Origin of the sequence: Microbacterium rhizomatis (assembly GCF_008710745.1) — a bacterium.
Lineage (GTDB): Bacteria > Actinomycetota > Actinomycetes > Actinomycetales > Microbacteriaceae > Microbacterium > Microbacterium rhizomatis.
The window spans coordinates 428,192-452,195 of the sequence record NZ_VYSA01000001.1 but is presented as its reverse complement, the minus strand read 5'-3'; the positions used below and the strand labels follow the sequence as shown (position 1 = coordinate 452,195).

Annotated in this window: 15 protein-coding genes, 1 tRNA gene and 1 other RNA gene; 6 read left to right on the top strand and 11 right to left on the bottom strand. The window is 67.1% G+C overall.

Annotation, left to right across the window (positions count from 1 at the left end; genetic code table 11):
- The first annotated feature begins 38 nt into the window (after positions 1–38).
- Entirely contained in the window at positions 39–1,814 is a 1,776-nt protein-coding gene (gene sucB / locus F6B43_RS02160) for a 2-oxoglutarate dehydrogenase, E2 component, dihydrolipoamide succinyltransferase (RefSeq protein WP_150447281.1), read from the top strand.
- Between the two features lie 5 nt (positions 1,815–1,819).
- On the opposite strand, the gene F6B43_RS02155 is transcribed toward sucB, so the two are convergent.
- On the bottom strand, positions 1,820–3,172 hold the full coding sequence (locus F6B43_RS02155; RefSeq protein WP_150447280.1) for a hypothetical protein: 1,353 nt from the start codon (positions 3,170–3,172) through the stop codon (positions 1,820–1,822).
- Between the two features lie 127 nt (positions 3,173–3,299).
- Between F6B43_RS02155 and F6B43_RS02150 the strand changes: the two genes are divergently transcribed.
- The gene (locus F6B43_RS02150; RefSeq protein ID WP_150447279.1) at positions 3,300–4,010 is read left to right on the top strand and encodes a DUF4191 domain-containing protein; all 711 of its coding nucleotides are present in this window, start codon (positions 3,300–3,302) and stop codon (positions 4,008–4,010) included.
- Between the two features lie 25 nt (positions 4,011–4,035).
- On the opposite strand, the gene F6B43_RS02145 is transcribed toward F6B43_RS02150, so the two are convergent.
- Positions 4,036–4,437: an RDD family protein gene (locus F6B43_RS02145; RefSeq protein ID WP_150447278.1), complete on the bottom strand. Its 402-nt coding sequence runs from the start codon at positions 4,435–4,437 to the stop codon at positions 4,036–4,038.
- A 134-nt stretch (positions 4,438–4,571) separates the two neighbouring features.
- Between F6B43_RS02145 and glnA (F6B43_RS02140) the strand changes: the two genes are divergently transcribed.
- Complete coding sequence (glnA, locus tag F6B43_RS02140; RefSeq protein ID WP_150447277.1) at positions 4,572–5,996, top strand: type I glutamate--ammonia ligase; 1,425 nt, start codon at positions 4,572–4,574, stop codon at positions 5,994–5,996.
- 162 nt (positions 5,997–6,158) lie between these two features.
- Here the strand turns inward: glnA (F6B43_RS02140) and F6B43_RS02135 are convergent, their stop codons facing one another.
- The 4 genes from F6B43_RS02135 to F6B43_RS02120 form a co-directional block, all read right to left on the bottom strand.
- Positions 6,159–10,952: an RHS repeat-associated core domain-containing protein gene (locus F6B43_RS02135; RefSeq protein WP_150447276.1), complete on the bottom strand. Its 4,794-nt coding sequence runs from the start codon at positions 10,950–10,952 to the stop codon at positions 6,159–6,161.
- A 285-nt stretch (positions 10,953–11,237) separates the two neighbouring features.
- The gene (locus F6B43_RS02130) at positions 11,238–14,231 is read right to left on the bottom strand and encodes a bifunctional [glutamine synthetase] adenylyltransferase/[glutamine synthetase]-adenylyl-L-tyrosine phosphorylase (RefSeq protein WP_150447275.1); all 2,994 of its coding nucleotides are present in this window, start codon (positions 14,229–14,231) and stop codon (positions 11,238–11,240) included.
- Between the two features lie 14 nt (positions 14,232–14,245).
- Positions 14,246–15,583 carry a type I glutamate--ammonia ligase gene (gene glnA / locus F6B43_RS02125; RefSeq protein WP_150448364.1) on the bottom strand — a complete coding sequence of 446 codons (1,338 nt, stop codon included), beginning with the start codon at positions 15,581–15,583 and terminating at the stop codon, positions 14,246–14,248.
- 77 nt (positions 15,584–15,660) lie between these two features.
- The gene (locus F6B43_RS02120; RefSeq protein WP_150447274.1) at positions 15,661–15,846 is read right to left on the bottom strand and encodes an SPOR domain-containing protein; all 186 of its coding nucleotides are present in this window, start codon (positions 15,844–15,846) and stop codon (positions 15,661–15,663) included.
- Positions 15,847–15,931: 85 nt separating this feature from the next.
- On the opposite strand from F6B43_RS02120, the gene ppgK reads away from it, so the two are divergent.
- On the top strand, positions 15,932–16,753 hold the full coding sequence (gene ppgK, locus F6B43_RS02115) for a polyphosphate--glucose phosphotransferase (protein WP_150447273.1): 822 nt from the start codon (positions 15,932–15,934) through the stop codon (positions 16,751–16,753).
- Positions 16,754–16,758: 5 nt separating this feature from the next.
- On the opposite strand, the gene rnpB is transcribed toward ppgK, so the two are convergent.
- Positions 16,759–17,138, bottom strand: an RNA gene (gene rnpB / locus F6B43_RS02110) — RNase P RNA component class A.
- Between the two features lie 134 nt (positions 17,139–17,272).
- On the opposite strand from rnpB, the gene F6B43_RS02105 reads away from it, so the two are divergent.
- Positions 17,273–17,914 carry an LPXTG cell wall anchor domain-containing protein gene (locus tag F6B43_RS02105; protein WP_170285535.1) on the top strand — a complete coding sequence of 214 codons (642 nt, stop codon included), beginning with the start codon at positions 17,273–17,275 and terminating at the stop codon, positions 17,912–17,914.
- Positions 17,915–18,089: 175 nt separating this feature from the next.
- Here the strand turns inward: F6B43_RS02105 and F6B43_RS02100 are convergent, their stop codons facing one another.
- The 4 genes from F6B43_RS02100 to F6B43_RS02085 form a co-directional block, all read right to left on the bottom strand.
- Positions 18,090–19,841, bottom strand: coding sequence for a bifunctional 3'-5' exonuclease/DNA polymerase (locus tag F6B43_RS02100; RefSeq protein WP_246159751.1), 1,752 nt, complete (start codon positions 19,839–19,841; stop codon positions 18,090–18,092).
- Complete coding sequence (locus tag F6B43_RS02095; protein ID WP_150447270.1) at positions 19,828–20,271, bottom strand: reverse transcriptase-like protein; 444 nt, start codon at positions 20,269–20,271, stop codon at positions 19,828–19,830. The genes F6B43_RS02100 and F6B43_RS02095 overlap by 14 nt, the downstream gene beginning before the upstream one ends.
- Positions 20,268–21,023: a zinc ribbon domain-containing protein gene (locus tag F6B43_RS02090; protein WP_150447269.1), complete on the bottom strand. Its 756-nt coding sequence runs from the start codon at positions 21,021–21,023 to the stop codon at positions 20,268–20,270. Before F6B43_RS02090 ends, F6B43_RS02095 begins: the two co-directional genes overlap by 4 nt.
- Before the next feature lies 1 nt (position 21,024).
- Positions 21,025–21,097, bottom strand: a tRNA-Val gene (locus tag F6B43_RS02085).
- Positions 21,098–21,277: 180 nt separating this feature from the next.
- Between F6B43_RS02085 and aceE the strand changes: the two genes are divergently transcribed.
- A complete protein-coding gene (gene aceE, locus F6B43_RS02080; RefSeq protein WP_150447268.1) occupies positions 21,278–24,004 on the top strand; it encodes a pyruvate dehydrogenase (acetyl-transferring), homodimeric type in 2,727 nt (908 codons plus the stop codon).

The following is a 24,004-nucleotide window of genomic DNA, read 5'->3' as shown; positions in this document are numbered from 1 at the left end:
CTAGAAACGAAATCGGCATCCCTGAAGGAGACACCGTCATGAGCACTTCCGTCGTCCTCCCCGCGCTCGGAGAGAGCGTCACCGAGGGAACGGTGACCCGCTGGCTCAAGAAGGTCGGCGACACCATCCAGGCGGATGAGGGCCTGCTCGAGATCTCGACCGACAAGGTCGACACCGAGATCCCTTCACCCATCAGCGGCGTCATCGAAGAGATCCTCGTCCAGGAGGACGAGACAGTCGAGGTCGGAGCAGTCCTCGCCAAGATCGGCGACGGATCGGCCGCTCCCGCCGAGGCACCCGCCCCTGCGGCAGCCGAGCCCGAAGCGGCCCCCGCGCCGGAAGAGTCTGAGGGGTCTGCTCCGGCAGAGCCCGCACCCGCAGAGCCCGCACCTTCGGAGGCTGCACCCGCTGAAGCATCTTCTTCCGCGCAGGGCGGCACGGAGGTCGTCCTTCCCGAGCTCGGTGAGAGCGTGACCGAGGGCACCGTCACCCGCTGGCTCAAGCAGGTCGGTGACAGCGTCGCGGTCGACGAACCGCTCCTGGAGATCTCCACCGACAAAGTCGACACAGAGATCCCTTCGCCGGTCGCCGGCACCCTGCAAGAGATCCTCGTGAAGGAAGACGAGACCGTCGCCGTCGGATCGGCCCTCGCACGAATCGGCGACGGTGCATCGGCGCCCGCTTCAGCTCCCACCGAGTCCGCTCCCGTCGCCGAAGCAGCCCCTGCTGCCGAGACCGCTCCCGAAGCGCCCTCGACGGAGAAGCCGGTGGAGGCCGACAAGCCCGTGGCTCCCGCACCCGCTGCGCCGGCGCCCGCCGCACCCGCTGCGCCTGCGCCCGCGCCCGCCGCACCCGTTGCCGCCACGCCGGCGGCGTCATCCCTTGCAGCGTCCGACGAGGATGCGATCACTTACGTGACGCCGCTCGTGCGTCGCCTCGCGCAACAGCAGGGGGTCGATCTTGCAACGGTGACGGGTACCGGCGTCGGCGGTCGCATCCGCAAGGAAGATGTGCTCAAAGCCGCTGAGGCTGCCTCCGCACCCGCGGCGTCGCCCGCTTCGGCGCCCGCAGCCGCGCCGGCCGAGGTCGAGATCTCGCCGCTGCGGGGAACGACCCAGCCGATGTCGCGCCTGCGCAAGGTGCTCGCGGAGCGCGCCGTCGCATCGATGCAGGCGACCGCTCAGCTCACCACGGTGATCGAGGTCGACGTCACGAAGCTCGCGACCTTCCGCGATCGCACGAAGGGCGACTTCCTGGCCAAGACGGGTGACAAGCTGTCGTTCCTGCCCTTCTTCGCCTTGGCCGCCGCTGAAGCGCTGCGTACCTACCCGGTGATCAACGCCACTGTCGACGGCACCTCCATCGTCTATCCCGCGACCGAGAACCTGTCGATCGCCGTAGACACCGAGCGCGGCCTGCTCACCCCGGTGCTGCGGGATGCGGCCTCGAAGAGCATCGCCGAGATCGCGCACGAGATCGCCGATCTCGCGGCGCGCACGCGCGACAACAAGCTCAAGCCGGACGAGCTCGGCGGTGGCACGTTCACGCTCACCAACACGGGCTCACGTGGCGCGCTCTTCGACACTCCGGTCGTCTTCCTCCCTCAGTCTGCGATCCTTGGGACGGGCGTTGTCGTCAAGCGGCCCGGAGTGGTCTCGGTCGACGGCAAGGATGCGATCTCGGTGCGCTCCTACGTGTACCTGGCCCTCTCGTACGACCACCGTGTCATCGACGGCGCGGATGCTGCGAGGTTCCTCGGGGCGGTCAAGAGCCGCCTCGAGGCCGCGCAGTTCGAGAGCCAGCTGGGCATCTGAGAGCCTCACGCCTTCTTCTCTGCGACGGCATGGATGTCGCGGAGGAGAAGGCGTTCTCGTGCGCGGACCACAACGACGAGCTGGGGTGATGCCTGGGGATCGGCCGCGTCTTCCAGCCGGAGCACGGCCGCTCCCCCGAACTCGTCGAGCAGCGTGATCCGTATGTCCGCGCCCTGCTTGTCCGCCACACCCGCCGGGAACGTCCGCGCCGGATCTTCGATCACGTCCGCGAGACAGCTGAGCTGACCCGCGCACGCCGCACGACGCGTGAGCAGCCCCGACGCCGCTGTCACCCAATCGATCGTGTCGCCCCCCTCACCCGGGGTCTGAGCGGTCATCTCGCCGGTACTCTCGCCACCGGCCGCACGGTCACCGAGTTCCGGGGTGCCCTGCGCCGTCTCGGAGACATCGGGGGGTGCCGACGTCATGGTCGTGGGCACGGGAGAGCTCTCGGCAGTGGCGGGGCCTTCACCGGATGGCCAGACGAGGCCGATGACGGTGATACTCGCGGCGAGCGACGCCGCGAGCAGCCAGGGCCTGCGCCGACGCGTCGTCCGCGGGCGACGCAGACGCCGCCACACCCGCATGGCCGCATCGGAGACGAGCTCGGTGAACTCCGCATCGACGTGCCTGGCGAGGACGTCGGCCCAGCGCGGCGCAGCGGCGCGCTCGGGCTCAGTGGACTCGCGGACACGGGCCGCCTCGCGCGCGTACATCGGAGCCAACGCGCGTGTTGCAAGAGGGCTCGGTGCGGCGATGGCGAACAACGCCGACTCGCACTCCTCGATGTCGCGCAGAAGAATGCGGGGATCGCGCGCGGCGGTCGCAGCATCCGCGACCGCGCGCGCCAGCCAGTCGTCGACGGATGCGGCGAGAGAGTCGAGAATCTCGGAGGTCGTGCTGCCGGTGATGTCGGTCACGAGGACCGGGCACCCCGCGTCTGTGAGCCACCATTCGCCGACCGCGGCGTCATCGCGCCACACCCGGGCCGCCTCAGCCGCGCCGCGCAGCAGGCTGACAGCGAGCGTGACGGTCTCGCCCTCTTCGAGAGCGTCACGCCCACGCCCGCGCCGTGCGAGGAACGTCTCGACTCGTTCGCGACAGATCGGCAGGGCGACGTCGTGCCCGTCCAAACGGCGCGCAACGTCCACCGGAGCGAGGAGATGTCCCCCGGCTTCGGCCCGCCAACCACGCCACGCGTCGCCCAGGTCCGCAGCATCGACGAGAACACAAGACTGGCCGTCCGGCGTGCGGGCGAGTGTTCCCGGCCACGGTGACTCGGGCGGTGAGACGTGCCGCATCAAGCGATAGCCCGCGCGCAGCGCGTCACCTGATGTCTCGCGATCCTCCGTGTGCATGCATCGAGCATGTCGTGGTGGCTGCGTCCTCTTCCTCGTCCGCCAGCGATCTGTGGATGGAGGAACCGAGCGCACGCATGTGCAGGAGCCGACGGGCTGCCCGACGCGAAACGGTACTCTGGATGACATGGCAGCACGTACCGCCGCGCCCGAGAAGCGCCCCGGCTTCTTCTCGCAGCTCCGCACCCTCTTCACATTCACCCGCCAGGCCTACTCATGGCTCCCCTGGCTGCTGATCGCAATCCTTCTTGTCGGCATCGGCATCGGGGTCGGACTCGGCTTCCTGATCCCACCGGTCGCGATCTGGTCGGTGATCCTGTGGGGTGTCACTGGCCTGCTGCTGGGCATCCTGGCGTCTCTCATGACGATGACGCGGCTTTCCACAACAGCCATGTACAAGAAGATCGACGGGATGCCGGGCGCCGCCGGCCACGTCATGTCGACCTCGCTCGGCCGTAACTGGCAGAGCAGCGAGACCCCGGTGGCGATCAATCCGAAGACGCAGGAGGCGGTATATCGCGCGATCGGTCGCGGTGGGGTCGTGCTCGTCGGCGAAGGGTCGCGCGGTCGCCTCACTCGGCTGGTCAACGAGGAACGCTCGAAGGTGCAGCGCGTGGCGCAGGGCGTTCCGGTGACCGTGCTCTACGTGGGGCACGGCGACGACGACGTGACGATCGCCAAGCTCGGCAACGCGATCAAGGCGCTGCCGAAGAAGATCGATCGCGGAACGATGGCCGCCGTGATCAAGCGGATCGACTCCGTGTCGCAGTCCCTCGCCTCCTTGCCGATCCCGAAGGGAATCGACCCGACGAAGGCACGCGCCCCGCGACCGCGCTGATCGGTTCGCCCGGCCTTCTCGCGCGTCATGCGCGAACGAGCACCGTTCCCGCGGCCTTGTCGTGCAACCCGCGCTGGTCGGGATCCCAGATCACGGCGGGAATGACGAGAACGAGCAGGATCGTGCGCACGATCGGGCGCCACAGACCAGTCCAGGCCCCGTTGACCTGCATCACCCTCAGTCCTACGAGGCGATGGCCCGGACTCCCGCCGATCGTGGGGATGAACAGCATCTGCACGATGGCGAAGACGATCAGGGTGGCCAGAGAGTCGTACGCGAAGAACGCGATCGAGATGACGACCGCGCAGGCCCAGTCGATCGCCAGTGCCCCCGCGCGACGACCGAGGCGGGCGATGCTGCCGCGGCCGTTCTGCGGGAGGCCGATCCGTTCGCCCGGATACGACGAATCCGACGTGCGATCGCTCATTCATCGAGCCTACCCGGCGACGCGTAACGTGCCCGAAACATGAGGGATACTGAGGGGCAATGCCGCTTCGATAGCGTCGGGCGAAGCCCGTGCGAACGGGCAGTGATCCCGAATGCCCTACCTCTGGAGAGTTCATGTTCAGTGATTCATCCGAGGTGCTGAAGTTCATCAAGGACGAGGACGTCAAGTTCCTCGATATCCGTTTCACGGATCTTCCTGGTGTGCAGCAGCACTTCAACATTCCCGCCTCGACCGTCGACGAAGAGTTCTTCACCGTCGGTCAGCTGTTCGACGGCTCTTCGATCCGCGGCTTCGCGAACATCCACGAGTCAGACATGCAGCTCATCCCCGATGTGTCGACGGCGTACGTCGACCAGTTCCGGGAGGCGAAGACACTCATCATGATCTTCGACATCTACAACCCGCGTAACGGCGAGATCTACCACAAGGACCCGCGCCAGGTGGCCAAGAAGGCCGAGAAGTACCTCGCCTCGACGGGGATCGCCGACACGGCGTTCTTCGCCCCCGAGGCCGAGTTCTACATCTTCGATGACGTGCGCTTCGAGGTGAAGCAGAACTCGAGCTTCTACCACGTCGACTCGGAAGAGGGCGCGTGGAACACCGGCCGCGAGGAGGAGGGCGGAAACCTCGCCAACAAGACCGCCTACAAGGGCGGCTACTTCCCCGTCAGCCCCGTTGACAAGACCGCTGACCTGCGCGATGACATCACGCTCAAGCTGATCGAGGCGGGCTTCACCCTCGAGCGCTCGCACCACGAGGTGGGCACCGGTGGCCAGCAGGAGATCAACTACCGCTTCGACACGATGGTGCACGCGGCCGACGACATCCTGAAGTTCAAGTACATCGTGAAGAACACGTCGGAGCAGTGGGGCAAGGTCGCGACCTTCATGCCCAAGCCGCTCTTCGGCGACAACGGCTCGGGCATGCACGTGCACCAGTCGCTGTGGAGCGAGGGAAAGCCCCTCTTCTACGACGAGGCCGGCTACGGCGGACTCTCCGACACCGCGCGCTGGTACATCGGCGGCCTGCTGGCGCACGCGCCCTCGGTGCTCGCGTTCACCAACCCGACGATCAACTCGTACAAGCGCCTCGTGAAGGGCTACGAGGCACCCGTCAACCTGGTGTACTCAGCCGGCAACCGCTCGGCTGCGATCCGCATCCCGATCACGGGCACGAACCCCAAGGCCAAGCGCATCGAGTTCCGTGCACCGGATGCCTCGGGCAACCCGTATCTCGCCTTCGCGGCGCAGCTCATGGCGGGCCTGGACGGCATCAAGAACCGCATCGAGCCGCACGAGCCGGTCGACAAGGATCTCTACGAGCTTCCCCCCGAGGAGGCCAAGAACATCCCGCAGGTGCCGAACTCGCTGCTGGACTCGCTCGACGCTCTCGCGGCTGACCACGAGTTCCTGCTCGCGGGCGGCGTCTTCACGCCCGAGCTGATCGAGACCTGGATCGAGTACAAGATCGAGAACGAGATCAAGCCGATCGCAGCGCGCCCGCACCCGTTCGAGTACGAGCTGTACTTCGGCGTTTGAGGCGGACGGCGCCGCATTCCTGACGGTGAGGCCATCCGCTTCACCTCAGTCCTCCCCACGATCGCTGCCCCCCGAGCTCAACTCGGGGGGCAGCACGCTGACCTCTCATGCGGTCAAGATGATGACTGCTACAGCATCCTATGAAGTAGAAAGTCCAATTGATCATTCCGTACCGGTATACCGGGCGTGAATCACCTGATATATCGTGTCCTCTTGTGCCTTTATTTCAGCGCGAATTTCTTTCACTCGATTAAGCGACCTCTCATTTTTCCATATGAGGGACATGTTCACCATCCACTGCTCCGTGCTGTACGCGTTGCGTGTGAAGGTCTTCCAAGTATTCCTCAGAATACGAACGGGATCCCGCGGCATCGCGCTTTTCAATAGGTTGACGATCTCACTCGGCAACGAGGGAAGCTCTGTACTGCCATCTGTAAGAGACTGCCACAGTCCCTTCTTAGCAACCTCTCGCGTTTTATCCGCGAGTCGCAGTTCAGCCTTCCCCGTGACTAATGGAAGCAATGTTTTTCGCCCTTCCTCAAGGTATCGCAGAGGGGCGTCTGTGATTCGACCGTCAGGGAATTCTGTGGTTGCGGCTACCGTCACTCCACGTTCTCTAAGGGGCCTGATATCTTTTAATCGCACTTTCGGCTTCGTCAGCGCCTTGCGGACGGATTTCACGCTAGCCAGGGCGCCGAACGCTCCGACGCCGACCGCGATATCGACGGCGGTCAGTATCGTGGCGGCCTCGTCGCTCATGAAATCGACCACATAGTCGTCGATAAGCACGGCAGTGGCTGTTGCGATGGTGACCGCGTCAGCGACCAAACCGGCGATTGCGAGGCCTGATAGCGAAGCGCCCATCGTATAGGCAGCGGAGACGATGCTGATGGCGGCGAAGACGACGGCCAGCCCGCCGGCGACGCCGTTGATTGGGCCTACGGCGCCGTGGATCGTGTTGACGATGTCGTCCCACATCGGAGTGTTGCCGGTCGGATCCACCATCATGACGGGATTGAGGTGGGCGTAATTGTAGGTGTTGTGCAGTTGCGCGGTATCTTGCGTGGTGAACCGCATCGTGTTCGGGTCGTAGGTGCGAGCCTGAAGGTATTGCTCTCCGCCAGGTGCGGTGTGTTCGGCTGAGTACTGGAACGGTTGGTAGGACACGTTTCCTACCCACCCTGTCGCGCCGTCGCTCCCCACGGACTCCCCCGTGCCCGAAATCGTGGGGGTGCCGTAGTCGGAGTAGCTGTACCGAGTGGTCGGTGTGCCGTCAGCCGCGGTCAACGCCGAGATGCTCCCATGCCTGTCCTGGGTGTAGTAGACCGTCTCTCCCCCCGCAGACTCGCCCGCGGTGGTGCGAGCGTGCCGCGTAGCACCGATCAGATAGGACGCGGTGCCAGCCGGTGAACCGCCTTGGGTGTGGGTGTCGTTGATCAGGGTGGTGTCGTCCCAGTAGAACGCTGCCTCTCCGGGTTCGTCTGCGGCGCCGGTGGTGCTGAGAACGGCGCGTTGCCCGGTAGCCCAGTACCCGGTGGTGAGCGACTCGCCGGTCGGGGTGATCTCGGCGACGCGCTGATTGAGGGCGTTGTACGTGTAGCGGGTGCCGTCCACCGCGCGGGTGAGGTTACCGGCCGCATCGTAGGTCGGCGTGACCGTGGACGATGTTCCGTCCGGATAGGTGGTGGTGAGGGTGCCGATCCGCCCGGTCGGGGTATACGTGAACTCCCGCACCGTCTCCCCCATCTCACCGGTGTCGGGGTCTGCGGTGGTGACCGTCTCACGGGAGATGTCACCGGACACAGTCGCGACGTAGGTCGTGTCCGACGACACCGCCCCCTCGACCGTGTCGCCTTCGTGGACGGTGGAGTGGATGAGCCGATCCTGGGCGTCGTACTCGTAAACGGTCGTCGTCGATCTGGTCGTGCCCGGGTTGTCTTCGCTGAGAGTGGTGTCGGTGCGGCGCGAAAGGCTTCCGCGCTCGTCGTAGGTATACGCGCGAGACTCATGGACAGTTCCGTCCGGTCCGGTCGTGGTCTCGGTCGCGATCTCATTCATCGAGCTGTACGTGTACCGGGTGATGACCCCGTTCCCGCGCGATAGGTCCGTCACCCTGGCGTAGTCGTCATAGGCATATCCCACGCGGCCGATCTCGGCCCCATCCGCATCCGTCTGGACCGCGGTGGTGAGCAACCCCGCCTTGTCGTACCCGTACGACGTCTTGTTCCCCGCGATGTCGGTCGTGGACGCTTTCCGACCGCTGTCGTCGTAAGTGTGGACAACCTGCTCCCCGGCGGGGTAAGACTTACCGGTCGTGTTCCCGAATCCGTCATACGTGTACGCGATCTGTGTGCCGGCCCGATTGGTCGGGTCGAACACCGCCAGCACATTCCCTGTGACCGGGTCATAGTCGAACCCGGTTCGCACCTGCTCACCGATCGGTGACGTGGTTACCGTTTCGATCAGCTCCCGGGTGACCGGGTCGTACGTGTTGACCGTGACGGCCCCGTATCCCGTGGTGGTCTTGGCGACGAACCCATCGGGCGTGTATTCGAACGTAGATACCAGACCATCCTGGTCGGTTTCGGACACCGTCTGCCCGAGACTGTCCAGGGTGCGGGTACCGCCGGAGCGGGACTGGTCACCCTCGGTGAGGGTCTTCTCCACGCTCGTGCCGAACGCGTCGAACCGGCGCTCGGCGACCAAGGGCGCTCCGCCGGAATTCTGGGGGGTGACCGTGGTGGTGGTCGGGTTGCCGAACACGTCGAGATCCGTGCGGGTTGCCGTGGTCCCGTCGGTGGTGGCGGTCTGCCGGCCGAATCCGTCGAACACCGAGGCGATCGTCGGGACGGGCTTCTGGTCGGCGCGGGTGCCGCTGGTCTGAGTGGCCTGTCCGGCCGCATCCATCGTCTGCGTGCTGGTCTGTTCGGCGTCGGAGAGATCCCCGGTCGGGGTCAGCGCGGTGGTGACCGTATGGGCGATGTCGTCGTAGCGGGTGATCTTCGCCAACCCGGTCGGGGCGACAGTCTCGATCTCGCGGCCGAAGACGTCCTGTTTCGTGACCGTGACCGCTCCCCATGCGTCGGTGATCTCGACGATGCCGGGGTTCGGGTATGCGCGGGATTCCACGACCCGTACGTGTCCGTCGACGGGGTGGCCGTCTTTGAGGTTGTCGGTGGTCTTCACGACCCGGCCGAGCACGTCGGTCTCAGTGGTGGTGGCCACCCCGTCGGGGGTGGTCACGACTGTCGCGTTGATGCCGTCCGCTTGCACGGTCGAGTATGCGGTGCGGGCTGTGTTGGCTGCCGGGTCGGTCTGCGCGATGATGCGGCCGGCGGCGTCGTACTCGGCCGTCCCGGTGTTGCCGAGCGCGTCCGTGGCTGCCACCGGCTGCCCCGACAGCAGGTCTGATGTCTGCGACCCGGTGACAGCAAGGGGCGTGCCGGCTGCGACCGTGTCGAGCACGGTCACCGTGCCCGCATCCAGGTCGACATCCTTGGCATGCGTGGTCACCACGGGGGTCCCGTCGCCACCCTGCCCGAAGGCGCGTTCTTCGGACACGAACCCGTCGGCCTGGACGGTGTACTCGACCCGGCCGGTGCGGGTCAGCTCTTCCCCGACCTTCCCAGTGAACGTCTCGGCGACGACGGGGGCGGTGCGTTCCGGGTTCAGCTCGTACCGGGTCTGCGAGACCAACCCATCCGTGGTGGTGACCGTCTCAGACAAGGGCAACCCCACGGGGAGTACTCCCCCGGCCGGGACCATCTCGTCATACACCGTCTTGGTGACCGCACCGTCCACGGCGATCTGCGATGTCGGCCGCCCGAACGTATCGAACTCATACTCCTCCGACGTCGACCGTTCCCGTCCGGCCGCGTCACGGAACGTGACCTCGGTCTCGGTGGGCCGATTGAACTGCTCCGGCAGATCCCACGGCAACGGCACCCCGTCGCCCTCCGTGCCGAGATAGGCGAACCCCTGCTCCTGCAGCACCACCGGCCCGTTCGGAGTCGTCACCTCCACCGACCGGTCGATGAGGAGGTGGGTGGAGTTGTACTCCGAGACCACCCGAGTCGCCCCATCCGACACCACCGTCTGGTACCGGAACCGGCTGTCACCGGAATCGAACACGTCCCGCTCGCCCGCATACACCGGCCACCCCGACGCGACCCCCGACACCGCATCCCACTCCCGCGCCGACAACTCCGCCCCCGTCAGCCCATCAACGACCCGCACCCGATCCACCGCTGAGGACCCATCAGCGAGGGTCTGCCACGCCACCTCCGTGACCGCACCCGAGACCCCCGCGATCCGTGAAATCAACCCGGACGGGTGATACCCCACAGCAGTCCGGCCACCGACCGCGTCAACCACCCCAGTCACCAGCCCCCCATCCAACTCCACCACACCCGCCACCACAGACACCCCACCCACACCACGAGTCACCCGCACCACGGCAGGGTCAGACCAATCCAAACCCGTCACCACACCCACCTGGTCGATGACCCGCTCAAGCCGACGCGACCCATCCCGCGCCCACGTCCAATCCGTACGGTTCCCGAACACATCCACCTGCGCCACCGGATCACCCACCGCACTGAAATACGTCGTCGTCCCCCCGGTCTGCGACAACACGAACCCGTACTCCCGATCCCCCACCGACCCATCCACCCGACCCGGCAACACCCCCACGATCTGCGAAAACACCACATCACCCAACACATACCCCGCCATACCCGACGGCACACTCGCATCCGCGTCATACACCCCACCCGACGCCGGGAACACCTTCACCCCACCGGTCACCCCCACACGCCCCAACCCCGACACCACCCAACCCGAACCAAACCCCACCTGATCGACCCCCACCGACCGGGAATCCCACCGCAACCCCAAACCCTTGATCGGCACATCCAACGAGAGCGACCCCACCCGCTCATCGATCAAACCCTCCACCCCATCACCCAAACCAAACCCACCCACCACCGGCGACACCGAACCACGCCCCTCCCCGTCAGCCGCACGCGCCGACACCACATCCGACCCCAACACCAGACAGGACACCAACACGACAGCAACGCCCACGCCACACACGTTCGCACCACGACGCACACCAAAGACAGACACCACAGCAAGCTCTCCAGACGATAGGTTCTGCGCAATAGTACATCGGTATATTGCGTATCACTCAATCGACATGTCCGTTCGCCGCTCTTCGCCGCGGCACGAAGTGCCCGACGCTCAGCCGTAGAAGAGCTTCTCGAAGATGCGCCGAGCTCGCCGCGTGGTTGCGAAGTACCGCTCCTCGATCTCCGAGGCCGAGCGCGGTGGGTAGCCCAGGATGCGGGCGATCCCGTCGAGCTGCTGCCTGTCGGTGGGGAGCACGTCGCTGGTCTGCCCTGACCAGAGGGTGTTCGCGGAGCGGAGCCTGCTCGCGAGCCGCCACGCCTCCCCCAGCCGCTCTGCCGCGACCGGCGAGAGGAGCCCGGCGGCCTCAGCCGCATGCAGTGCGCCCATCGTCGAGGTGGTCCGCAAGCCGGGGATGCGCGCACCATGCTCGAGCTGGAGCAGCTGCACGAGCCATTCCACATCGCTGAGTGTGCCCGGCCCGAGCTTCAGATGGCGCGCACGATCGATTCCCTGCGGCAGCCGTTCGTTCTCGACCCGAGCCTTGATGCGCTTGATCTCGCGGATCCCGTGCGGATCGACAGTCGCCGGGTACCGCACCGCGTCGGCCAATGCGGTGAAATCTCTGATCAGGTTGACGCTCCCCGCGAAGCCCCGCGCGCGAAGCAGCGCCTGAGCTTCCCACGACATACTCCAGCGCCGGTAGTACTCGGCATAAGCCTCGAGGGATCGCGCGAGCGGCCCGTTCCTGCCCTCCGGCCGAAGATCCGCGTCGAGGTCGAGGGGCAGTCGGAAGTCCTCCGAGCGGCGCCGCAGTTCGGCCACGATATCCAGCGCGAGCCTCTGCCCGCGATCTGGATCCATATCGGGCGCTCGATATACGTACAGGATGTCGGCATCCGACCCGAATCCCAGTTCTCGCCCACCGAACCGACCCATCGCGATGATCGCGAAGTCGAAGTCTCCCGCGTCCGGAGGAACGAGTTCGCGCCGCACCGCCCTTAGTGTCGCCTGGATCGAGACCTCGGTGATCGTGGTGAGGGATCCGGCGACCTCCTCGATGCTCTGCACGTCGAGGAGTCCCCCCATCGCGGTGCGGAGAATCTCCCGCCGGCGGATCGAGCGCACGGCGCGCACAGCGTCCTCGACACCCGAGTGCCGCTGCTGGATCGCTCGCGCTTCATCCTGCAGCAGTACCCCCCGCCGCGGATGCAGCTGCTCCTCGTCATCGAGCCACGCCGATGCCTCCGGGATCCACTCCATCAGCTCGCCGATGAAGCGCGACCCGGCGAGCACCCGCGTCAGGCTCTGGGCCGCAGCGGACGAATCGCGGAGCATCCGCAGGAACCACGGCGAATCGCCCAGGCGCTCGCTGATGCGGCGGAAGGCGAGAAGCCCGTAGTCGGGGTCGGCGCCCTCGGCGAACCATTGGATCATGACCGGCATGAGGTGGCGCTGAATCGTCGCTTTGCGTGAGAGCCCCGAGGTGAGGGCGCCGATGTGCCGCAGTGCGCCCGCGGGATTGCGGAACCCGATCGCGGCCAGTCGATCGTGCGCCTGCTCGGTGGACAGCGAGCGCCCCTCCTCGGGGAGGGATGCCACCGCACTCAGGAGCGGCCGGTAGAAGAGGCGGACATGGATGTCGCGCACTTCGCGCTTGATCGCCTCCCACAGCTCCCACAGCTTCTGTCCGCCGTCGGCGAGCCCGCTCGCACGTGCGAGGATGCGGAGTCCCTCGGGTGTCGCGGGCATCAGGTGGGTGCGGCGCAGCGCGCGCAGCTGCATGCGGTGCTCGAGCACCCGCAATGCCCGGTAGTCGTGGGCGAACACCCCCGCTTCCGGGCGCCCGATGTAGCCGCCCGCGACGAGCACCTCGATCGCGTCGAGCGTGCCCCGCTGCCGGATCCGATCGTCGGTGAGCCCGTGCACGAGCTGCAGGAGCTGGACGGTGAACTCGATGTCACGGATGCCGCCGGGACCGAGCTTGAGCTGGTAGGCGACCTCATCGGGCGGAATGTGCTCGGTGACGCGTTCGCGCATGCGCTGCACGCTGTCGACGAAGTTCTCGCGGGCAGCGCTCGTCCAGATCTTCGGCTGCACCGCTGAGACGTACTGCTCACCGAGCTCGGGATCGCCCGCGAGCGGCCGCGCCTTCAGCAGCGCCTGGAACTCCCAGCTCTTCGCCCACCGGTCGTAGTACGACAGATGCGAGTCGAGCGTGCGCACCAGGGCGCCCTGCTTGCCCTCGGGGCGGAGGTTGGCATCCACCTCCCACAGCGGCGGCTCGATCTCGACGCTCGAGATCCCCCGCATCGTCTGCACCGCCAGCCGAGTGGCGATGTCGATCGCGCGGCTGTCATCGATCGTGTCTTCGTCGGCTCCCCCGACGAAGATCACATCTACGTCGCTCACGTAGTTCAGCTCGCGCGCACCCGACTTGCCCATGCCGATGATCGCCAGTCGCGTGGCCGCGACCTGCTCACGTGGGAACAACCCACCGACTGCCCCTCCGGTCGAGATCCTCGTCCGTGCGACCGCGAGCGATGCCTCCAGCGCCGCGCCCGCAGCATCCGCCAGTCGCGCAGCGACATCCTTCACCGCGCCGACGGGGTCGGCGTGCAGCAGGTCGTAGCCCGCGATCGCGGCGAGAAGTCGCCGGTAGCGCACGCGGAGCGCGACCCATTCCGCCTCGGTCCCGCCCGACGCGAAGCCCTCCACCGCGCCGACGGCCCCGAGGAGCTCCGAAGTGAGCTCTTCGGGAGTGGGCAACCTCTCGCCGGCATCGCGCAGGTGGAGCAGTTCGTCGGGATGCCGGAGGTAGAAATCCGCGAACCCATCGGATGCTCCGAGCAGCGCCCACACGACTCGCGAGCCTCGTTCGGTGCCGAGGACATCTCGCACCGGCGCGGCCGATCGGCGCGCGACTCGGACCATGCCGGCCAAGGCGGCATCCGGGTCAGCCGCGCCTCCTGCCGCCGCGATCAGGTCATGGCGGGGAACGTCGATCGCCGCCTCGAGTTCGTCGAGCAGGGCGTCGACCGTTCCCAGATCGCTGAAGCCGAGCCTGGCGAGCTCGGTGAGTGCCGATGACCGATCGCCGGAGGACATGGGGCGAAGCGGGGTCAGAGCATCTCGAGGTTGCTCTTCAGCTCGAAGGGCGTGACCTGGGAGCGATACTCCTGCCACTCCTTGCGCTTGTTCAGCAGCACGTAGTTGAAGACCTGTTCGCCCAGCGTCTCGGCGACCAGCTCGGACTCCTGCATGTACTCGAGCGCGTGATCGAGACTCGCAGGCAGTGGCGCGTAGCCCAGCGCGCGGCGCTCGGCATCGGTGAGCGACCACACGTTGTCTTCCGCCTCGGCAGGAAGCTCGTAGCCCTCCTCGATGCCCTTGAGGCCTGCCGCGAGCATGAGCGCGTACGCGAGGTAAGGGTTGGCCGCCGAGTCGAGCGCCCGGTACTCGACTCGCGACGACTGTCCCTTGTTCGGCTTGTACAGCGGAACCCGCACCAGGGCGGAGCGGTTGTTGTGGCCCCAGCAGATGAAGCTCGGGGCCTCGTCACCACCCCACAGTCGCTTGTAAGAATTCACGAACTGATTCGTGACGGCGGCGATCTCGTTCGCGTGGCGGAGGAGGCCCGCGATGAAGTGACGCCCGACGGTGGACAGCTGGTACTGCGCGCCCTCCTCGTAGAACGCGTTCACATCGCCCTCGAACAGCGACATGTGGGTGTGCATTCCGCTGCCGGGCTTGCCGCTCAGCGGTTTCGGCATGAACGTCGCGTAGACGCCCTGCTCGATCGCGACCTCTTTGATCACGGTGCGGAACGTCATGATGTTGTCGGCCGTGGCCAGGGCGTCGGCGTACCGCAGGTCGATCTCGTTCTGACCGGGACCGCCCTCGTGGTGGCTGTACTCGACAGAGATGCCCAGGTCTTCCAGCATCCGCACCGACCGGCGACGGAAGTCGTGCGCCGTGCCACCCGGAACGTTGTCGAAGTACCCGGCCGAATCGACCGGCTCAGGGCCGTCCGCACCGTATGCCGACGACTTCAGCAGGTAGAACTCGATCTCGGGGTGCGTGTAGAACGTGAACCCCGCGTCGGCAGCCTTCGCGAGGGTGCGCTTCAGCACGTGGCGGGGGTCGGCGACTGCGGGCTGGCCGTCGGGTGTGGAGATGTCGCAGAACATGCGTGCGGTCGGATCGATCTCGCCCCGCCACGGAAGGATCTGGAACGTCGTCGGATCGGGATGCGCCAGCAGATCGGACTCGTACGAACGCGTGAGCCCTTCGATCGCGGAGCCGTCGAATCCGAGCCCCTCGGTGAAGGCGCCCTCGACCTCCGCCGGCGCGATCGCGACGGACTTCAGCGTCCCCACCACGTCTGTGAACCACAGCCGGACGAACTTGACGCCCCGCTCCTCGATCGTCCGCAGAACGAAGTCACGCTGCTTGTCCATCGCATCCTCTCGGGTGGCCGGCATCGCCGGAATTCAGCCTACTGGTCGGCGTCGCCGCAGTCCGACGGGGACGACGGTCAGCCGTCTTCGCGGGCTTCTTCCTCGGCCCATGCCCGAGAGCGCTCACGCAGGAGCTGGGGCGCCGCGGCGGCCTCTTCCCGGGTGTCGAACGGGCCGGCGCGATCGATCGCGGGCGATTCGAAGCCCTTCTCCACCTCGCCCGTGGTCAGGTTGTACCAGTACTTTTCGCTGTCGCTCGACACGATGACTCCTTCGTAGCCCGCACCCGTCAGGATCCGCTGTCCCGATCCTACCGATCGGCCTGCTCGTCCTGGCTAGGCTGAGCGCATGGCATCGAAGACTGCGGTCGGCGTCGACATCGGCGGTACAGGAATCAAGGCGGGGCTCGTCGATCTCGAGAAGGGGGTGCTGCTGAGCGATCGCATCAAGGTTTCGACACCCGAAGGCGCCGAACCGCCCGATGTGCTCGCGGCCGTGAAGGAAGTGCTCGGCAAGCTCGATGTGACCGACGCCGACATTCCGCTCGGAGTCGCCTTCCCCGCCATCGTCAAGAGCGGACGAACCCTCTCTGCGGCGAACGTGTCGCAGAAGTGGATCGGGTTCGAGGCCGAGAAGTTCTTCGAGGATGGGCTGGGCCGCGACATCCACTTCGCAAACGATGCGGATGTCGCGGGGATCGCCGAAGTGCGCTACGGCGCCGCGAAGGGTCAGGCGGGTCTCACCATCCTCACGACGCTGGGAACCGGTATCGGATCGGCGCTGCTCTACAACGGCGTGCTCGTCCCCAATTCCGAACTCGGTCACGTGCAGCGCGCCAAGCACGGCAAGGATGCCGAGGCATTCGCGGCGTACTCGGCGATGGAACGGGACGAGCTCAGCTGGGAGCAGTGGGCTGAGCGGCTGCAGTGGTACTACTCGTACATCGAGTTCCTGTTCAGCCCGGACCTCTTCGTGGTCGGCGGCGGAGTCTCGAAGCACGCCGACCAGTTTCTGCACCTGCTGGATCTGCGTACGCCCATCGTTCCGGCGGTCCATCGCAACAACGCCGGCATCATCGGTGCGGCCGCGCTCGCGCTCGTGACGGATGCTCCCGAGCTCGCGCAGGCCGAGACACCTCTTGAGGCGGAGCCGGACAGCGCCGCCGGCTGAGAGGGCGAATGGGCCGGCCTGTACGCCGGGTTCTGTCCGGGGGCGTGAGCCCCGTGGACGGTCATCTCTCTCGGCGACACGTTGCCGTGCCGCTCCAGCGGCCTACCCGAGGACTCGGCGAGCCGCGTCAACATCCTCTGTCTGGCCTTGCTCCGGGCGAGGTTTACCTTGCGGGTCGTGTCACCACGACCCCGGTGGTCTCTTACACCGCCGTTTCACCCTTACCGCGGTCCCTCGACATGCGAGGTTCCCCGGCGGTCTGTTTTCTGTGGCACTGTCTCGCGGATCACTCCGGGTGGGTGTTACCCACCGCCCTGCCCTGCGGAGCCCGGACGTTCCTCGGCGCTGCGGCGAACCGCAGCGACGCGACCGTCCAGCCGACCCATTCGCGTCGCCGAGTCTATCCTCGCGACCCGTGCTGGCGATTCCCAGGCGCGATTTCGCGCTGATGGGCTAGCCTGGGGTTGCCGATCTGTCTTCTGGGGAGACAGCGGCATGCCTGGGGAGGCAGTAATCATCATGCGTAAATTCGTTTCAATTCTGGGGATTTCACTTCTGGCCGTACTGGCCGTGCCGTCGGTTGCCTACGCAGCCGATGACGACTATCCGCCGACGCCACCGACCACCGCGAGCCTCTCGGGGTCGACCGCGATGGCCGAGTGCGAGGCGGACACTCCGTGGATCGACTACTCGGTCACGCTGACGGATCCATCCAACGTGTCGACAGGTCACACGGCCGTGCTCTTCATGACGGACGGCACCAACAGCACCGAGATCCCGCTGGGCGAGCTGCAGAACAACCACCTCGAGGGTCGGGTCCTGTGGCCCGGTGCGTCGGTCGGCGCAGACGGACGCGGAAACGGCTGGCCGGGATGGGCGTTCGAGAACGGCCAGTGGGTCAAGACATCGGGCAACTTCGCGTGGACGCGCGGGAGCATCACGGCCGAGATCCGGGTCAACCCGCAGCTGACCGTGGCGCTCTCGTATCCGCCCTCGACGCCCCAGTGCCTGACCGACCCGGCCGGCGTCGCCGCGGTGACGTCCGGATCGCTCCCGGCCACCGGGATGAGCTCCATGGTGCTGCCGCTGGGTGTGGCAGGCGGCGCGATCGTCGTCGTCGGACTGGTCGTGCTGCTGGCTCGACGGCGCTCACGGGCCTGAGTTCGTTCGCACGGGGGTGAGCCGGATCGGGCCGCCCCCGGCGCTCGGCGTGCGCCATCCCCCCACACCGAACCACCCCCTCAGTGCAGAGCCGCCCCTGTGATCGCAGGAGACAGGGGGTGGTTCGGCGGGAAGCGGGTGGCTCGGCGAAGCGGCCATTGACGCTGACGGAGTCTCAGGACTTGTCGGCGGTGTCAGCGATACGGACGTCGAGCGGGAAGTCGATCGGGAACGCACCGAAGAGCAGGGCGGCGGCGGCGTCAGCAGCCTCCCGGACCGCATCGGCCACAGCGGGTGCGGCCGGCTCCGGCACGTGCACGATCACTTCGTCGTGCAGGAACAGTGCCAGATGAGGTCGCCGGGCGAAGACTCGACCGGAACGAATCGCCGCGTCACCTTCACTCGCGAGGGGCATCGCGGCGAGTCGTCCGCGCAGGTCGGCGAGCCATGCCAGCGCCCACTCGGCCGCGGTGCCCTGCACGACGAAGTTGCGTGTGAAGCGGCCGCGATCGCGTGCCCAGCGACGCGCACGGTCCTCATCGCCGCGCGACGAGCCCACATCACTCGCTTTGGCCTGCACGTCGTGCCAGCTCGCCGACGGCGGCGGCGAGGAACGCCCCAGCCATGTCGACACGACCCCACCATCGTCGCCCACGCGTGCAGCCTCGTCGACGAGCGCCATCGCGCGCGGATAGGCGGATCTCAGTCTCGGGAGCAGCCGTGCGCTGTCGCCGGTCGTTGCGCCGTACATCGCTCCGAGGAGCGCGATCTTCGCCTCCGCACGGGTCGCCACCACCCCGCTTTCGACGATGCCGACGTACAGGTCGCGCCCGCGCGCCGCGGTCGCCAGCGCGCCGTCGCTGGCCATGGCGGCGAGCACCCTGGGCTCGAGCTGGGCGACGTCGGCCACGACGAGCTTCCAGCCGGGATCGGCCCGCACCGCCGAGCGCAGCTGCCGAGGCAGCTGCAGCGCTCCCCCGCCCGATGAGGCCCACCGGCCGGTGACCACACCGCCCGGCACGTACACGGGACGGAACCTTCCCTCGTGCACCCATTCGTCGAGCCACGCCCAGCCGTTGGCGGTGTAGAGCCGCGACAGGCGGCGATACTCCAGGAGCGGCGCGATGACCGGATGCTCGTACTCGGCCAGTGCCCATTTACTCGTCGACTCCGCGGGGATGCCGATGCGATGCAGCGACCTCAAGAGCTTCGGCTGGGAATCGAGGCTGGCTGCCGGATCGCCCAGGGCGCTTCGCACTTCGGCGGCGACCTCCTGCATCCGGCGGGGCACCGCACCGGCGACGGGCCGCGGACCGAGCTGATCGGTGAGGAGGCGATCGTGCGCGACCGCATCCCAGGGCAATCCCGCCGCGCGCATCTCGACGGCCAGGAGCGCGCCCGCGGACTCGGCCGCGATGAGGAGCCGGAGCCGTGCGGGGTCGTCGCTCCTCGCGACGGCGATGCGCTGGCGCTCGAATTCCTGCAGAGCGGCGTCCATTCCGTCCGGCGGCCCCGTGGCGAACCCCGAACGGTCACCCTCCAGGGAGAAGAGTGTCGCAGCGGCGTCGAATGCCGTGGGTTCGGCCGGCGCCCCGTCCCACTCATGCGCGGCGCGCAGCGAGGGCGCCTCCCTGACCGACACGGCGTCGCGGAGGATGGCGTGGGCGAGCCTGAGATCGTGACAGCGTCCTACCCGCACCCCATCGGCGAGCAGGCCGGCGTACCACCCGGGGGTGTCGTTCCAGACCCATCGCGGAGCGGCGGCCCCTTCTCGGTCCCGCACCCATGAGGAGAGCGCGTGCGCGCCGAGTCGGGTTCGTGCGATCTCAGAGCCGTCCGCGGCGAGCTCCACAGCCTCGACGTGCTCCCCCGTGGCCCCGCCGGCGCCACCGAGGACGATCCACGCCGTGGCCTCAGGCGCGTCCACCGTCGAGGTCCCGGCGGAAGCTCTGACGCGAGTCCATCGACTCGTTGGCCGCAGCATCCGCCCGGCTGTTGGACGAGCGCGGCACCCACTCGAAGGTCACATCGCGGCCCGCGATCAGCGTCATCGCTTCTCTGGCGAGCACCTGCATATCGGGGTGCTTCACCTTCCACCGGCCCGACATCTGCTCGACGACGAGCTTCGAATCCATCCGCACATGGACGGATGCCTCGGGGTCGCGCTCGTAGGCGGCCCCGAGCCCGGCGATCATGCCCCGGTACTCGGCGACGTTGTTCGTGGCGATGCCCACGTAGACCCCGAGTTCGGTGAGCACAAGACCGGATTCGGGATGGATGACGACCGCCCCACCGGCCGCGATCCCGGGGTTGCCCCGCGATCCGCCGTCGGCTTCGACGATCAGCCGTCTACTCACGCGTCCGGCTTCGCGGAACCTACGAGGCCCGACTCCTCGGTGCGCACCAGGATCGTGCCGCACTCGGGGCACATCACGACCGCGTCCTCAGCGGCGACTCGAAGAGCCTGCATATCGGTGCCCGCCAACACCATCCGGCAGCCCTCGCATGTCCCCCGCCGAAGCAACGCTGCGCCGGAGCTGCGCACAGCCGCACGGTCGTACAGCGCGAGGAGGTCGGCGGGGACCGCGCCTGCGATCGCCGCGCGGTCTCGGGATGCCGCGTCGTACGCCGCGGTCGCCTCGGCGATCACGCGCTTGGCCTCCGCACTCAGCAGAGCCCCCTCGGCATTGGTCTCAGCGATCAGCGCCTCCTGCGCGACGACGGCGGCGTCGGCCTGCTCGAGGCGATCCATCACCTCGAGCTCGGCGTCCTCCAGCTCGCTCTTGCGACGTGCGAGGGACGCGATCTCACTCTCGAGACCCTGCGCCTCTTTCATGTTGCTCGATGTCGCAAGACGATCGGCGTCGCGGGCGGCGCGGGCATCGACGACGGCCACGTCCGACTCGATCCGCGAGAGCTCCGTTCGAAGATCGTCGCGTGTGCCGAGTCGGCGAGCGAGCTCCTGCGAGAGCTCCTGCCGCCGGGCCATGAGGTCGTGGACGCGGGCCGCCTGCGGCGGGTTCTTCCGCGCGTGATCGGACTGGCTCATGCGCGCGTCGAGCTCGGCGAGGTCGAGCAGGCGGCGCTGATCTGCGGGGCTGGCATTCACGTGGGCCCTGCCGGGATCGAACCGACGACATCCACGGTGTAAACGTGGCGCTCTACCAGCTGAGCTAAAGGCCCTCCGTCCCCCAGTCTAGGAGCGTCGAGCCCGATAGCGGTTCCGCAAGGTCGCGCGCGAGAATCCTCGACGCATCCGACTCGCTAGGCTGAGAGGCGGTGCTTTTGTGCATGGCGAACAAGCCCAGCACCCGTGCGGTTGTGAACTCCTGGCATGATCTGCCAGACGACGAAAGGTCTCCCGTGACTGTCCACGATCAGGATCCGTACTCTCAGGGCTCCATCGACAGCGATCCAGAAGAGACCGGCGAGTGGCAGGAATCCCTGCAGCAGCTGGTCGCGGCCAAGGGCCACGGCCGTGGCCGTGAGGTGATGCTGAGCCTGCTGAAGACCTCACACGATCTTCACCTCGGTGTACCGATGGTGCCCACGACGGACTACCTCAACACGATCGCGCCCGAGAACGAGCCCGACTTCCCCGGCGATGAAGAGATCGAGCGACGCTACCGCGCCTGGATCCGATGGAACGCGGCCATCACGGTTCACCGCGCACAGCGACCGGGCATCGGGGTCGGCGGCCACATCTCGACCTACGCGTCGTCGGCGGCGCTGTACGAGGTCGGTTTCAACCACTTCTTCCGCGGCGCCGACCACCCTTCGGGCGGCGATCAGATCTTCGTGCAGGGTCACGCGTCACCGGGCACCTACGCCCGGGCCTTCCTCGAGGGCCGGCTCACCGAGGCCCAGCTCGACGGCTTCCGTCAAGAGAAGTCGGCCTCGCCCAACGGCATCCCCTCGTATCCGCACCCCCGCCTCATGCCGGACTTCTGGCAGTTCCCGACCGTCTCGATGGGCCTCGGCCCGATCAACGCGATCTACCAGGCGATGACCAACAAGTACCTCGCGAACCGTGGCATCAAGGACGTGGGCGACTCCCACGTGTGGGCATTCCTCGGCGACGGCGAGATGGACGAGGTCGAGAGCCGCGGTCAGCTCCAGGTCGCGGCGAACGAGGGGCTCGACAACCTCACCTTCGTCGTCAACGCGAACCTGCAACGACTCGACGGCCCCGTGCGAGGCAACGGCAAGATCATCCAGGAGCTCGAGAGCTTCTTCCGCGGTGCCGGGTGGAACGTCATCAAGGTCGTGTGGGGGCGTGAGTGGGACGACCTGATCGCACGCGACACCGACGGCGCGCTGCGCAACCTCATGAACGTCACGCCGGACGGCGACTACCAGACGTTCAAGACGGAGAACGGCGCCTACGTGCGCAACAACTTCTTCGGTCGCGACGAGCGCGCGCTCGCGCTGGTCAAGGACTACACGGACGACCAGATCTGGAGCCTCAAGCGCGGCGGGCACGACTACCGCAAGGTGTACGCGGCATACAAGGCTGCCGTCGAGCACAAGGGTCAGCCGACCGTCATCATCGCCAAGACGATCAAGGGCTACGGGCTCGGCCCGCACTTCGAGGGTCGCAACGCGACCCACCAGATGAAGAAGATGACGCTCGAGGACCTCAAGCAGTTCCGCGACTCGATGCACATCCCGATCACGGATGCTCAGCTCGAGGAGAACCCGTACCAGCCGCCGTACTACAACCCGGGCCCGCAGGACGAGACGATCCAGTATCTCCTCGAGCGCCGTCGCGCACTCGGCGGGTTCGTGCCGGCGCGCACGGCGACCCACGCACCGCTGACTCTCCCGGATGACGCCGCGTACGCGCTGCCCAAGAAGGGGTCTGGCACGCAGGAGATCGCCACCACCATGGCGTTCGTGCGACTCCTGAAAGATCTGCTTCGGGCGAAGGACTTCGGCCACCGGATCGTGCCGATCATCCCCGATGAGGCTCGGACGTTCGGAATGGACGCGTTCTTCCCGACGGCGAAGATCTACAACCCCAACGGGCAGCACTACACGTCCGTCGACCGCGAGCTGCTCTTGGCGTACAAGGAGAGCCCGCAGGGTCAGATCGTGCACGTCGGCATCAACGAGGCGGGCGCTGTCGCCGCCTTCACGGGGCTGGGTACGTCGTACTCGACGCACGGCGAGCCGCTCATCCCGGTCTACGTCTTCTACTCGATGTTCGGGTTCCAGCGCACCGGCGACGCTCAGTGGGCTGCGGGCGACCAGATGGCGCGCGGCTTCATCATCGGGGCGACGGCGGGGCGCACCACCCTGACCGGCGAGGGCCTCCAGCACGCCGACGGGCACTCGCACCTACTGGCCTCCACCAACCCGGCGACGGTGTCGTACGACCCCGCTTACGGCTACGAGATCGCGCACATCGTGCGTTCCGGCATCGAGCGGATGTACGGCGGCGAGCACCCCGATCCGAACGTGATGTACTACCTGACGGTCTACAACGAGCCCTACGTCCAGCCGGCCGAGCCGGAGAACGTGGATGTCGAGGGCATCGTGCGCGGCATCCACCGCATCTCCGTCGCGGAGGGTGACGGGCCGAGGGCACAGCTCTTCGCGTCGGGGGTCGGCGTGCCGTGGGCGCTCGAAGCGCAACAGCTGCTCCGGGACGACTGGGGTGTGCAGGCGGATGTCTGGTCGGTCACGTCGTGGACCGAGCTGCGCCGCGACGGGCTGGACGCCGACGAGCACAACTTCCTGTACCCGCACGAGGAGCCGCGGACGGCGTACCTCACAGAGAAGCTCAGGGATGTGCCCGGCCCCGTGATCGCGGTCAGCGACTACATGCACGCCGTGCAGGATCAGATCCGCCCGTGGGTGCAGAACAACTTCTGGACGCTCGGAGCCGACGGGTTCGGGTTCTCCGACACGCGGCCGGCGGCCCGGCGCTTCTTCAAGATCGACGGACCCTCGATGGTCGTGCGAACCCTTCAGGCGCTCGCGGCGGAGGGTGCGGTGGATCGCAGCCTCGCCGCTCAGGCGATCGACCGCTACCGACTGCACGACGTGACGGCCGGCACCAGCGGAAACGCGGGCGGCGAGAGCTGA